The organism is Solibacillus sp. iso_87 (assembly GCF_056173085.1).
In genome coordinates this window covers 3,119,260-3,132,610 of record NZ_CM149656.1, presented here as the reverse complement: position 1 = coordinate 3,132,610, position 13,351 = coordinate 3,119,260, and the positions used below count along the sequence as shown (strand labels likewise).

Annotated in this window: 15 protein-coding genes; 11 read left to right on the top strand and 4 right to left on the bottom strand. The window is 34.8% G+C overall.

Features of this window, described 5'->3' with window-relative positions:
• Positions 1-477: 477 nt before the first annotated feature.
• From AC0VXV_RS16060 to AC0VXV_RS16045, 4 genes are read left to right on the top strand one after another with little or no spacing between them, the layout of a single operon-like run.
• A complete protein-coding gene (locus tag AC0VXV_RS16060; protein WP_475529197.1) occupies positions 478-1,260 on the top strand; it encodes an ABC transporter ATP-binding protein in 783 nt (260 codons plus the stop codon).
• Positions 1,250-3,304 carry an FtsX-like permease family protein gene (locus AC0VXV_RS16055; protein ID WP_475529195.1) on the top strand — a complete coding sequence of 685 codons (2,055 nt, stop codon included), beginning with the start codon at positions 1,250-1,252 and terminating at the stop codon, positions 3,302-3,304. Before AC0VXV_RS16060 ends, AC0VXV_RS16055 begins: the two co-directional genes overlap by 11 nt.
• Before the next feature lie 10 nt (positions 3,305-3,314).
• Positions 3,315-3,992, top strand: a complete 678-nt coding sequence (locus tag AC0VXV_RS16050) for a response regulator transcription factor (RefSeq protein ID WP_475529194.1) — start codon at positions 3,315-3,317, stop codon at positions 3,990-3,992.
• Complete coding sequence (locus tag AC0VXV_RS16045) at positions 3,989-5,011, top strand: sensor histidine kinase (RefSeq protein WP_475529193.1); 1,023 nt, start codon at positions 3,989-3,991, stop codon at positions 5,009-5,011. Before AC0VXV_RS16050 ends, AC0VXV_RS16045 begins: the two co-directional genes overlap by 4 nt.
• A 390-nt stretch (positions 5,012-5,401) precedes the next feature.
• Here the strand turns inward: AC0VXV_RS16045 and AC0VXV_RS16040 are convergent, their stop codons facing one another.
• Both AC0VXV_RS16040 and AC0VXV_RS16035 read right to left on the bottom strand, forming a co-directional pair.
• The gene (locus AC0VXV_RS16040) at positions 5,402-5,587 is read right to left on the bottom strand and encodes a multidrug transporter (RefSeq protein ID WP_475529191.1); all 186 of its coding nucleotides are present in this window, start codon (positions 5,585-5,587) and stop codon (positions 5,402-5,404) included.
• A 134-nt stretch (positions 5,588-5,721) separates the two neighbouring features.
• Positions 5,722-6,084, bottom strand: coding sequence for a Na-translocating system protein MpsC family protein (locus AC0VXV_RS16035; protein WP_475531480.1), 363 nt, complete (start codon positions 6,082-6,084; stop codon positions 5,722-5,724).
• Positions 6,085-6,741: 657 nt separating this feature from the next.
• Here AC0VXV_RS16035 and AC0VXV_RS16030 point away from each other — a divergent pair.
• Entirely contained in the window at positions 6,742-7,095 is a 354-nt protein-coding gene (locus AC0VXV_RS16030) for a hypothetical protein (RefSeq protein ID WP_475529189.1), read from the top strand.
• A 136-nt stretch (positions 7,096-7,231) separates the two neighbouring features.
• On the opposite strand, the gene AC0VXV_RS16025 is transcribed toward AC0VXV_RS16030, so the two are convergent.
• Entirely contained in the window at positions 7,232-7,690 is a 459-nt protein-coding gene (locus tag AC0VXV_RS16025; protein WP_475529187.1) for a hypothetical protein, read from the bottom strand.
• Positions 7,691-7,766: 76 nt separating this feature from the next.
• Between AC0VXV_RS16025 and AC0VXV_RS16020 the strand changes: the two genes are divergently transcribed.
• The 4 genes from AC0VXV_RS16020 (at position 7,767) to AC0VXV_RS16005 (ending at position 9,770) form a co-directional block, all read left to right on the top strand.
• Positions 7,767-8,501: an HAD-IIB family hydrolase gene (locus tag AC0VXV_RS16020; RefSeq protein WP_475529185.1), complete on the top strand. Its 735-nt coding sequence runs from the start codon at positions 7,767-7,769 to the stop codon at positions 8,499-8,501.
• 142 nt (positions 8,502-8,643) lie between these two features.
• On the top strand, positions 8,644-9,054 hold the full coding sequence (mntA, locus tag AC0VXV_RS16015) for a type VII toxin-antitoxin system MntA family adenylyltransferase antitoxin (RefSeq protein ID WP_475529183.1): 411 nt from the start codon (positions 8,644-8,646) through the stop codon (positions 9,052-9,054).
• The gene (gene hepT, locus AC0VXV_RS16010; RefSeq protein ID WP_475531479.1) at positions 9,047-9,454 is read left to right on the top strand and encodes a type VII toxin-antitoxin system HepT family RNase toxin; all 408 of its coding nucleotides are present in this window, start codon (positions 9,047-9,049) and stop codon (positions 9,452-9,454) included. Before mntA ends, hepT begins: the two co-directional genes overlap by 8 nt.
• Entirely contained in the window at positions 9,444-9,770 is a 327-nt protein-coding gene (locus tag AC0VXV_RS16005; RefSeq protein WP_475529181.1) for a hypothetical protein, read from the top strand. The genes hepT and AC0VXV_RS16005 overlap by 11 nt, the downstream gene beginning before the upstream one ends.
• A gap of 160 nt (positions 9,771-9,930) precedes the next feature.
• Here AC0VXV_RS16005 and AC0VXV_RS16000 read toward each other — a convergent pair whose 3' ends face one another.
• On the bottom strand, positions 9,931-10,797 hold the full coding sequence (locus AC0VXV_RS16000; protein ID WP_475529179.1) for a LysR family transcriptional regulator: 867 nt from the start codon (positions 10,795-10,797) through the stop codon (positions 9,931-9,933).
• Positions 10,798-10,896: 99 nt separating this feature from the next.
• Here AC0VXV_RS16000 and AC0VXV_RS15995 point away from each other — a divergent pair, with 99 nt between their 5' ends.
• Together AC0VXV_RS15995 and AC0VXV_RS15990 are read left to right on the top strand one after the other, a co-directional pair.
• Positions 10,897-12,024 (top strand): YbfB/YjiJ family MFS transporter, encoded by a 1,128-nt coding sequence (locus tag AC0VXV_RS15995; RefSeq protein WP_475529178.1) that lies wholly within the window; start codon positions 10,897-10,899, stop codon positions 12,022-12,024.
• A complete protein-coding gene (locus tag AC0VXV_RS15990; RefSeq protein WP_475529176.1) occupies positions 12,017-13,030 on the top strand; it encodes an NAD(P)H-dependent flavin oxidoreductase in 1,014 nt (337 codons plus the stop codon). Before AC0VXV_RS15995 ends, AC0VXV_RS15990 begins: the two co-directional genes overlap by 8 nt.
• The last annotated feature ends 321 nt before the right edge of the window (positions 13,031-13,351 follow it).

The window sequence follows — 13,351 nt, the reverse complement described above, 5'->3', positions numbered from 1 at the left end:
CGAGTTTGTAATTCTTCTGCTAAAAGCTGCTAGAGTACTAGTTAATATCCATTTTAGTAGAAGTTGGACTTCCACTATGAGGCGCTTTTCTTAATAAAGCCTACTGCGTTTTTGACCAATCCCTAAGTCTATTAAAACGCAAAAAATCCCTACTTTTATATTGAAAGCGGGGATTTTTCTTTTATTTAATTATAGAAATTTAAATTAAAGCACTACACTACATTGAAGATTATTTTTCATCTAAAGCCCCTACTATTAATAGTTTCAAATATTACTGACTGATTTCATCTATGATTTTAAATTGTAGATGTAATCTGTTAGTACATGATTCTCCTTTTCTAGCCCCGTCTATAAAGCATTGTCTGCTTTAAGTCGCCTAAATATAAAGTTCTTTCAAATCTTACAACAACTGTAAGAGTAATTCCCCGATTTTTTGTAGTAAGGTATTGCTAGGAATAAAAATGGGAGGCTATACAGATGAATGCTTCGAATAAATTACTTGAAGTGAAAGAAGTACGTAAAGTTTTTGGTGAGGGACAAAATGAAACAATGGCATTAAAAGGCGTAACTTTTGATGTTTTACCAGGGGAGTTTCTTGGCATTATGGGTGCGAGTGGTTCAGGCAAGACGACGCTACTAAATGTAATCGCCACAATGCTGAAGCCAACATCAGGCCAAATATTGCTAGAAGGGCAAAATATTTCGTCGTTCAAAGGATCACAACTCGCTGCTTATAGAGGCGATCAAATAGGCTATTTATTTCAGCAATTTGAACTGATTGATAATTTAACGGCGAAAGAAAATATCATATTGCCGTTAGCGATTCATGGGATTAATTTAAAGGCACAGGAACAAGAGTTGCTGCAATTAGCGAAAATATTTGATATAGAAGAACTGTTAAATAAATTTCCGTCACAATTGTCTGGTGGGCAAAAGCAACGGGTTGCAGCAGCGAGAGCGCTTATTTCAAATCCTAGCATTGTGTTAGCGGATGAGCCGACTGGTGCGTTAGATACGAAAAACGCCAAGATTTTAATGAAGAAGCTGTCTGAACATAATCAACAACAGGCATCTACTATTTTAATGGTGACGCATGATGCGAATGCGGCTAGCTACTGCTCAAGAATTTTGTTTATCCAAGACGGTGTCACGTTCCATGAACTGCGTAGAAATGTACCGGGCGAATCGCAGGAGGCATTTTATGAGCGAATCGTTATGGTGATGGCGCAGCTTGCTGGAGGTAGTAGTAATGTTCTTTGATTTTGTGAAGCGTAATAGCCGCAAAACGCGGAAGGAAAACGGTGTGTATTTTGCATCGCTTATTGTATCAATTGTGGCGTTTTATGTGATCTTGTCATTAGGTGAGCAAGATGTAATGCTGTATTTGAAGACGATTGAAAGCGATGCAGTAAAGCGATTGTTGTTACTAATTCCAGTGCTTTATGCAGTTTCATTAGTGTTCGTGTTCTTCCTCGTGTATTTTGCAAATCGCTACCAGCTTCAGCAACGCAGTCATGAGTTCGGCTTGTATTTAATGATGGGGATGAAGCAAAGTAAGCTGTTTCTCATGATTATGGGCGAAACGATTTGGAACGGCATTGTGGCCCTGTGTATTGGTCTGCCGATTTCATTGTTTTTAACAGCGCTTATAAATTTAACGACATCACGTTTAGTTGGCATGGGGATAATAGGTCATGCGTTCCGTATTTCATGGACAGGCATTAGCTTGACGATCTGTGGCTTCTTCCTTGTGCAACTGCTAGCGATGCTTATTTTAAGCTTTACAATGAGTCAAAAAGAGCCGATTGAATTACTTCATGAGGATAAGGAAAAGTCGCAAAGTACAATGACGCCTAAATGGAGCGCTGTGAGCTTACTATCTGGAGCGGCTTTATTATTCGGGACGATTTTTTTATGCATCGCTTACAGTATGGCGATTTTATATTTACGAAATTTTGATTATCGCGTATTTGCGTTGATTTTGCTTGTTGGTGTGTGCGGGACATTTATTTTATTCCGTGGCTTAGGAAGTATGATTGGTGTTTATGTGAAGCGAAAAGGAAGTTCTTCGACAGGTTTATCGATATTTACCGCGAGACAGCTACAAGAAAATGTATTGCATCAATGGAGTTCACTCGCAATATCATCATTACTAATTCTAATGGCGATGGTATGCTTTGCTTTTGGTACATCGACAGCGTTAACGAATAGCGCTGTAACTAATCGAACTGTTGATTATACGTTTAATGGTAATGAAGATGAAATTAAGCCATTGATTAAATCTGATGAGCTAGCATCTTACGTTGATAGTTTTTATGGGATGGCGTTACATAATTTTTACACATCTGAAGATGAGCCAGTATTAAATTATCATTTAGCATGGACAGGCTTACTAGAAACAGTATCGAGTCAAGCCGATTCAGAGCCAAAAGAAATCTTATTAAACAACTTATCGCAGCAGGATATGCCGTATTTTATTTCATTATCGAGCTATAATGCGATGCTTGAGGCAGCTGGAAAGAAGCCGATTCAGTTAACTGATAATGAGATAGCCATGTATACAAGTGACGATACAGGAGCGACTTATGATATATTAAAAGACACATTGAAAAAAAATCCAACAGTTGAAATAGCGGAAAACGAATATACATTATTGCCAACATTATATTCGGATCAGATTGTGGCAGATCGAGCCATTACGTTAATGTATTCGTTGATTGTACCGGATGCCGTATTCGAGAAATATTTTGACCCTGAGGAAACTTGGCTTTGGAATATGACGTTAAAAGACGAGTTCATTGAAGAAAAAGGGCTTATGCAGGCGATGCTTGAAGTCGATCAAGTACTTAATTCGACAGGCTTGCAATATGAGAGCTATCTTGCGAGCATGGGTAGACAGTTATTTTATACGGTAGCGGGCAGTTATACAACGTTTTATTTAGGTGTCATGTTTTTAATTATCGCCAATACGGTGCTAGGCTTAAACTTTTTAATGCAGCAAAGAAGCACGCGTAGTCGCTATCAAACGTTAGCGATGCTCGGTGCAGATGTAGAATCAATTTGTACATCTGCACGCAAGCAAATTTGGCTATACTTCATCTTAGCTATTTCGGTAGCATTTATTAGTGGAATTTTTGGCATTTGGGCTTTATTAACGGCCATGCCTGGAACTGTTTTCAGTCTTCAAAATGGTATCGTCATTTGTTTAGTGGTGCTATTATTTATTGTAATTGAAGTTGGCTATATTCGGATGATTCAACGAAAGAGTGATGGAGAAATCAGGAAGTTAAAAGAAATTAAGTAGAGGTGATGGTATGGCGAATATTGTCATTGTAGAGGATGACATTTTCCTACGCGAAGAATTACAAAATATTTTACAAAAAGAGGGGTATTCTGTAGTGAGTATCTCTTCTTTTGATACACCTGTTGAAGATATCATCGCTGTCAAGCCGGGGTTAGTATTGTTAGATTTAAATTTACCTAACTTATCAGGTTTTCAAATTTGCCGTACTTTAAAAATGAAAGGAATTGGTCCGATTCTAATTTTAACTGCTCGTAATCAGATACGAGATGAGTTGCATGCATTAGAGTTAGGAGCCGATGACTTTTTAACGAAGCCCTGTCATCCGAAAAGACTCATTGCAAGAATACAAAAGCTACAACAACTATATGCCAAAATGCCGATGTTTTTAAATTGGGGAAATTTCCAATTAGATTTGAAAACGAATGAAATATATATTGGTCACAATTCACTTTCATTATCTGAAAATGAAGGCACCATTATGAAGCTTTTAATACAATATGCACCGGGGGTTGTTGAAAAGGAGCAACTTTTCCATAAATTGTGGGGAAGTAGTGAATTTGTGGACGAAAATATACTACAAGTAAACATGACCAGACTTCGTAAAACATTAGATAAAGTAGGCGTGTCACATCAGATTAAAACGGTTAGAGGTGTTGGCTATCAACTAATAGGGAGTGAGTCCCTATGAGGCGATTAGATTGGCTCCATATTTTACAGCAATCGCGTCAATGGATTTTGCTTATTTGTGCAAATAGCGGGTTTTTTATTTTTTTAGCGTGGGTTGCGTATCCAGAGACATTTAAATTATTAGTGTTGACGATGCTCATTTTTACCCTTATAAGCATTTTGGTAGGAGCGCTCCTTGCATGGAAAAAACAACAGAAGCAAAAAAACACGTTTTATCAGTTTTTAAGAGAGCCTTCCGCTGAGCATGAGGCTAAGTTGCTACAAGTTTTAGGTGACATACATAAGGAACCACTGCATGATTTGGCTAATCAATTACGTCATCTACATGATGAATTTCAAGAGGCGAAGTACCAGTCATTAGAATATGAAACTTTTATAGAAAACTGGGTGCATGAAATTAAAACACCACTTTCGTTACTTCATTTTGTCTTACAAAATCGGCAAGATGAAATGTCCCCGTTGGTTTATCAACGGCTAAATCATGCAAACATAACGATTAATGATTACGTAGAACGCATATTATTTTATGCAAAGCTACAAGCTGTGCATGTTGACTATAGCTTGAAAAAGGTCTCTATTGTGGCATGCTTTGAAGATGTATTACTAGAGCTACAATCATTATTGGAAGAGCAGCATGTAAGTGTCTATACGGAGATAAATGACATACCCGTTGTATCTGATGAAAGAGTGCTTCATTTTATTTTAATCCAGTTATTTGTAAATGCAATTAAATATCGAAACGTAGATAGTGAGAGTTTGATTTGGCTAGAAACAGGTTTTGAACATGCCAAAGACCGCTATTACATTAAAGTTGCTGACAATGGACTAGGGGTCTTGCAATCGGATTTGCCATTTATATTTGATAAAGGATTTACAGGAGATACTAGCAATCAAAAGCAATCTACAGGGATGGGGTTGTTTTTAGTGAAAAAATTATGTGACGATTTGCAAGTTGAAATTGAGGTTGATTCAAAATATAAGCGTGGTTTTACCATTCAGCTGCTATTTCCGAAAGTTTAAAAATTTTTGTGAAATCTAATGGATGTAAAAGCAATTTTACCAAACCCTCGTTTGGATATCTATTATAGAACAATGTTATTCAATAATATGGCCCTTAATGGAATAACTTTATTATCACTTAACAGGTTCTTAATCCACAAGAAAAGCCGAAATCCTTTCCTTTATAGAGATAGGAAATTCCGGTTCATATTTTTTATAAATGGTTAAACTTTTTTCAAAACGGTACGACTTTTTTATAAACAGTTCAACTTTATTTCAAAGCCACAGTAAATCTGCATCTTTTCTGACGCTACCTCATGGAAAATGTTATTCAATAATATGGCCCTATAACGAAAAAACGCGATCTTCTTAATGAAGAATCGCGCCCGATTGTTGAGGAAGAAAGAAAACTCATTCTGTTATTTTTTTTAAATCGTTAGCAAATTTAAGGGATAGAATTTCACGGTTTTTCTCTATTATTTCCTTATTTTTAGCTATCGTTTCCTTTATATTTAGATGGATTTCCTTATCGTAAATTTCAAGGTGGTTTTTTAGTTTTGTATCTAAGTGAGGTACTGGTGTCTTACTCTTATCCATATCAACTTAAACCTCCTTTTTCCGCTATTATAATTAGGAATATAAATCTTTTCTTTCCCTAGAAGACTATTAATTCACTACTACGTTAACTTCTTGAAACGATTCTAGAGAAATGACTCCATTCAATTGTTACATCATAATTTACTTTGCAGATCCCCTGAAAGCTTAAAGACCATAATGCGTTCCCCAGTTATTGTGCTCAGATCACTATAAAAACTCACTACTTCCATACCTGTTATGGTTAGTATTGCTTCTTTTATTTCTACCACACCAGATTCCACCAAGCTATTTCGCATTTTTTTAACTGATAATAGGCCCTCTTTATCTTGGCATACTGCATATTCAGCAGGTGTTAAGACCCCCCCTAACACAACAACCACCATATCTCGCAAGATATCTGATTTAACCGATACGGAACCGCGCCCTAGATAACTTTTCTCCCAATTTGTTAACATTTTACTGATTTCGGCTTCAAGAGCACCTTTTGTTTTATCCATCATGACTTCCATCCCTTCCATTCCACAATTAATCGTTATACATTTATTTTATAGTCTGTGTTACCTCTAGTTTCTCCCATATGGCACATCTAAATATTATTTCTCTGCACCATTTTTAACAAGTCCTTTCATTTCTAAAAATAAAAAAACCGACAATCAAAAAATAATGGTTTCAAATATCAAACCATTTACTTTTAAAATTGTCGGTTTACTTTTAACTAACCTAATCTAGGTTTTTTAAAATGTCTACCTATTATTTAAAATTATTATTCTAATTCCTTTTTGGATGGATAATCAACGTCCAAAATATTGACTACCAAACTAAGGATAAAACTCTATTTATAATATAAAATATTAATACTTAGTTAATTCTCTGTCAAGTTCCAGATAATTAAATTTATATTGAATATTTAGCTTCAGCACTAGCTTCTTAGTATAGCGAAAGCGGTTTTTGGAGAAAAGCATCAGCGATTGTTTTAATCGGGTTTCCTGTGGGGTATCTCTTATGTTCGGAATGTCTGAATTTTAAAAATTAGACATTGAAAACGATAAGAGAATTAAAGTTTCCAAACATGCAATACAACTATATTTGGAAGGTGATATTTCTTTGGTGGAGTTAAGAAAAATTAACGAGGACTATTATGAAGAATGTTTAAGTTGAGAACAACTGATAGCAATGTTGATTTTGTAGACCCAGTAGCATTGTTTTTAGCTGAAGCATGGGTGTTTTATAATGGTTCATGCCCCTTTGCAATTTATGCCGATAATGTGAAGGTGGGCTATGTTTCAATGTATATCGGAGAGGGGGGGAAGGACATCTTTACAAATAAATATATACGTGCTCTTGTATTTCCGAGTCTTTTGTTTATAGGTATGACTATATTAGATATGTATTATGATAACGGGATTCAGTGGGGAGATAATCTTTTTTTGTTCCTTTTTACATTAGTTTTCTACAACTTAATTTTATTTTTGCTTAAACGGTTTAAAGAAACACCCACTTCAAAATAACTTTGTATTCGTTGAGTTATACAAATACATACAAAATAACGTTCCCAAATTAAAGGTGGGGGAAAAAAACGGTAAACGTTGTTGTAGCAGCGTTTATCGTTTTTTTATTCGAACATTATGCCTCCTTGAGAATTACTCACTCAAAAGGCTCAACTAATTTCTCTTCAGAAGTTTTAAGGAATTCATTATATTGATCGTATCGTCTCTTTAAATTTATGTAAGCTTGTTCACGATCTTCAGTCGTGGATGCAGCTATATAATTTCTAATAAGATGAAAATAAGCTAATTTAGCGTCATTATAAGGTACAAAATACTCTGCACGTATTTGAGGCTCTAATTGCAAACCACTCCCAGTAAAATTGAAAAAATCTGTAAACGTTTCGTCTAAACGCTCAAGTTTATCGGTACGTTCTTCATCATCATAGCTATCGGCTTCCTGATGAAAAGCAAGAATACGTTCTACCGGAACATTTATTCTACTCATTTCAAAATAGAGTAAACTGCGATAATCTTTAATTAATTGATTTTGTTGATATATCGTAAACATCATAAACATTATTATTAAACTAATAGGAATAAGCCATATTTTTTTCAAATCTATACTCCTTTTGCCAGAAAGTCTTTTCAGCAGCCATTTCTTCTTATTATACTATTTACAGGAGGCGATTCGAATGAACTTTGTTTTTGATATTGATGGGACACTTTGCTTTGATGGAAAAACGATTCATCCATCAATAATAGATGCTCTAACCAGACTTTCCGATGCGGGGCATGAAATTATTTTTGCATCTGCACGACCAATCCGTGATTTAGTTTCCGTTATTCCAGCCCAATTTAGAAAGGGGAAATTAGTTGGCGGTAACGGTTGTTTTACTTCAGTAAACGGTCAAGTTAGCTCCACATACATTGATTCTGACTTAAGAGAGCAGCTACAAGAAATGATCCATACATACCAACTTACTTATTTAGCTGATGGCGAATGGGATTATGCATTCACTGGTAGCTTTGAACATCCTATTTATAAAAATATTAACCAAACTTCCGCTAAAAATTTAGCTATTACAGAGCTTGAGAAAATCTGCAAATTAGTTATATTTAATCCTGCACAACAAGTAATCACTCAGCTTGAACAATTACCTGTTATGATAACAACTTACAAACAAGAAAATGCGATTGATATCAGTCCATTAGGTATTAATAAAGTAATGGGTCTTGAAAAATTAAACATCCATGATGAGTTTATTGCTTTTGGAAATGATAGCAATGACCAATGTTTATTCGAAAAAGCAATATATAGTGTATGTGTAGGGGATAATGAAGTGCAGCAATATGCTTCCAAAAAAATTTCAAAAGAAGATGTCGCAGAAACAATTTTGCAACCATTAAATCTTACCGTTAGCATATAAAAAAAGAGCTTAGAGAACATGAATAATTCGAGTTCTTTAAGCTTTTTTCACAACCTCATTTACTTATGATACGGTTCTCCGTAATAAGTATAAGTACGGCTTTTTTCGTCTACGTTTATAATAATAGAATGGAGGTGATAACATGCTGGAAAAAGACATTGAAAATCAGCTAATTAATTTAATTCAAACTAAAATAAATCCAGATTTCATTATATTGTTCGGTTCATTTGCAAAGGGAACAAATCGTGATGATAGCGATATCGACTTAGCATATTTCAGCAAAGAGCTGTTATCATCGTACGAACGTTTTTTGCTCACAGGCGAACTCGCCGAGATGGCTGGACGAGAAGTAGATTTAGTTGATCTTAAGCAACTTGATACAGTGTTTACTATACAAATATTTTCACAAGGAATACCTATATATATTCAAGATGAAAATGAATTTACACGTCAAAAAATGCGAGCATATAGTATGTACGCAACATTAAATGAACAACGTGCAGGCGTAATAGAAAGTATTAAAGAACGAGGAAGTGTTTTTGGCGATGAATGATGTCATTTTAAATAAAACAACTACAATTGAGCGTTGTGTCAATCGTATTCATGAAGTGTATGAAGGAAATGCTGAGAATCTAAAAGATTTTACAAAGCAGGACAGTATCATTTTAAATATTCAACGTGCATGTGAAGCAAGTATTGATTTAGCAATGCATGTCGTAAGTGAAAGAAAACTTGGCGTCCCAAAAGCTAGCCGTGAAGGATTTAAATTACTGAAAGAAGCAGGTTTATTAGAGGAGCATTTAGCGAAAACACTTATGAATATGGTAGGTTTTCGTAATATTGCCGTTCATGACTACCAAGCACTAGAACTTGAAATTTTAGAAGCAATTTTAGAAAAGCATATTAATGACTTTAAAGAGTTTACGAAGGTAGTGTTACAACTTGAAGCATAATTATTTTAAATTAAATGAAGATGATATTTTAAGTATTGTAAAAGAATACTTACTTACTCAACTCGATTACAATCAATCTCAAGGAAATATGGCACTAGTTCAATCTGAAAATAATGAGATTCATATAGCCGCAGCGTTTGGAGAAGTTAACGATGACACTATTCAAAATTTAGATCTAAAGAACTTAGCGAGTACTATATCTTTAAATGGACCTATCTCATCATTAAAAGATGAATTTCAATTTAACTTAAACTCGCCTGAAGCAAAAACAGCACTTCAAAAGTTTATAGGAAAACTAGAAAACGAAGGAAACTAACAGGATTCCTTCGTTCTTTTTATAGATCGCATGATACGGTTCAACCAAATTGATTCAAAAGTCTTTTAAGAATTTATCAATAAGTCTTTAAATTCTTATTCAAGAAAAGCGCCCTATTGTTGAAGATCGTTTTCAACTAAAGACGTTCCTAAATATAAGTTTAGAAAGACACAAATTTTGCATTCTTTACTGCTAGACTATTTACAAAATAACGTAATGCAACAGATGGATTATCTTTTCTATAAATAAACTCTGTAGGAACTTTTTTGTAATGTTCGGCAGTTTCTTTTAAATTTAAATCAAAATAGCGTGAATATCGTTCAAAGACTGATTTTGGTAATAATGTTACCCCTAGCCCTGCTTGTACACAACCTAGAATGGCTTCAAGAGACCCCATTTCCATTACTTGATACGTTTTAATATGATGTTCACGTAAGTATTTTTCCATTTGAAATCGGTATGAACAGCCGGAACGAAAAACTAAAATGGTTGTATTCTCTAACACAGGATCTTTTCCCCGTGCATAAATGAAAACAAGTTCCTCATTCACAAGCAATTGCTTACCAAGTAAACTATGCTCTAATGGTCCAGAAATAAAAGCCCCATCTAGTTGATACTGCAGTACTTGCTCTATTAACATAGCTGTTGGTTGTGTCCGTACATTTAATGACACATTTGGATAATTATCATGATAATCCATTAAGACTTTAGGTAAATAGATCGCTGCTGTAGTTTCAATCGAACCGATTTGTAAGGTACCTTTTGGCGAATGGTCGTCTTGCATTGCATTTTCTGCTTTTTCCATCAACATAAAAATTTGGAGTGCATGCTCGTATAAATCTTTTCCTTTTGCCGTTACTTCACAACCTCTATTATGACGATGTAATAATTTCGTCTGAAGCTGATCTTCGAGTTTTGCTAGTTTTGTAGTCAAGTTTGATTGGGAATAATTTAGTTTCTCTGCTGCTTGTGAAATAGTCCCGAGTTCTACGATATAGCGGAATGCTTTTAATGCCTCAATATCCATAATGCCCTCCTTGGTATTGATTTTATTAATATCTATTATATATTATTTGAATTTTTATTTATAGCTAAATATTGGTACGATAGTTTCAGGGGGATTTACATGAAGGTTATTTTGGGAGGCGTTCTTTTATTAGCGGTAGCAATGGGGATTGGGAGGTTTTCGTATACGCCACTCTTACCATTTATGCAAGCTGAATTAAATTTATCGAATAGTACAGCAGGGTTTATAGCATTAAGTAATTACTTGGGCTATTTTGTTGGCTCTCTACTTTGTACCTTTGTTGTGTTTAAAAAAATGCGATTCACTTTATTGGCAATGATTTTGATTAGTATACTTTCACTATTAGTTTTAGGAATGTTGGATAATATATGGGTGATTTTTATAGCACGATTTGTGTCTGGTGTATCAAGTGCTGTCATCTTTATTTTCATAACACAAATGATATTAACTTACATCCAAACGATTCAAAAAAATCATTTTGCTGGTTATTTATATAGTGGGGTCGGTGTTGGTATTGTCGGGTCAAGCATAGTAATTTTGTTATTTTCGCCACGTTTAGATATGGAAGGACTTTGGGTTTTGCTTGCGGTTACGAGTTTGATTATAGGGATCATTGGACTTTACCTGATTCGAGATGTTCCAATTATGCCTGTACAGCCAAAAACTAAAGGAAAAAATACAGTCATTCTGTATTGGCTCTATTTTGCTTATTTTTTAGAGGGGTTAGGCTATATTATTACAGGTACTTTTATTGTGAATGTTGCTAAAAGTACACCAACTTTACAATTCGATAGTTCGCTTATTTGGCTTATTGTAGGGGTTGCAGCAATTCCGTCCTGTATGCTATTCATTCGATTAGCTGAAAAGTTTGGTAATGCAAGTATGTTAACATTAGCCCTTGTATTACAAGCAATTGGAATTGCTTTGCCTGCACTTAGTATAACGAATTGGAGTTTCTTTTTAAGCGCTGTTTTATTTGGCTTTACGTTTATGGGCATTACGGCTTTAACCAATGAAATTGTCAAACAAATAAATGTATCCGCAATTGGCATATTAACTGCATTATATGCATTAGGACAAATTATAGGACCTGCTATTGCGGGCATTCTATTAGATGGTTTACATTTTAGTGTCGCTTTTATATTTGCGAGTGTTGCAGTGCTAATAGCAAGTTTATTAGTTGTCATCTATTCAATCTGTGAAAGGAAGTGGAGCTTACATGTTTAACGGTTTAAAATATCCAATCATTCAAGCGCCAATGGCAGGGGGAGTATCTACTGTTGAGTTAGCGCTTGCAGTCTCACATAATGGTGGATTAGGTTTTTTAGCAGCTGGCTATAAAACCCCAGAAGTTTTCGAGCAAGAGATTTTAGAATGTAATTCATCGGCTTTACCATTTGGTGTTAATTTGTTTGTACCGCAAAACGATACCATAGATGAGGCTTTATATTTATATCAGCATCGCCTGGAAGAAGACTTTCAAATAAAATTGACGATTCAAGAATCGCATGATGATTTTTGGGCGGAAAAGCTTGAGTTAGTAATGAAATATAAAGTACCTTATGTTTCTTTTACATTCGGTTGTCCATCGAAAGGAATTATCGAGCAATTAAAGAGGACTGGCAGTCAGGTCATTGTTACAGTGACGAAATTGTCAGAGGCTAAAATTGCAGTAAAAAATGGAGCCGATGCGATTTGTTTACAGGGTGTGGAAGCTGGTGGACATCGTGGAACATTTCCAAATGTGGATGAACCTTCTTATGTATCATTGCTTAATTTAATCTATACCATTCGTAAGGAAATTCGAATTCCTATTATAGCTGCTGGTGGAATGATGAATGGAAAGGATATTCATCTCGCATTATGTGCAGGAGCTGACGCTGTACAACTTGGTACAGCTTTTCTCTGTACAGATGAAAGTGGAGCTAATCCAATTTATAAACAAGCCCTTCAATCGGATCAATTTTCCGAAACAATCCTTACACGAACATTTACAGGACGACTTGCGCGTGGATTAAAAAATGATTTTATGTCTACGTATGAAAGTTCTGCACCGGCAATTTATCCCGCTGTCCATACATTAACGCAACCCATTCGTGCAAAAGCATTAAAAGATGAAAATCCTCATGCCATGTCACTTTGGGCAAGTACACGGTTTAAAGAGATTAGACAAGGTACTGTAAAGTACGTATTCGAACAACTAATAAAGGAATTAATTTTATGTCAATCTTAATAGAATTTCTAAGAATGAATTTAGTTTTATAGCCATAGAGGTACGTTGCTATGGTATAAGAGTTAATTTCAAATATAATAATACAATAGACATTTGTTTACCTTATTTAACAATATGGACCTTTAGCTGAAGAAGGCACAATTCCTTTTCAAGAATTGTGCTTTTTAATAAAGTAAATAATTAATCACCTTAATCTTAACAGTTCTTCTCCTTAGATTACGGTTAAAAAAGCTAACATATTGTTGGAGAATAGATATCTTACTTCTCATTACTTAATGTTCTTTGTTTTACTAAAAATAAACTGATCATAAGGATTCTAGA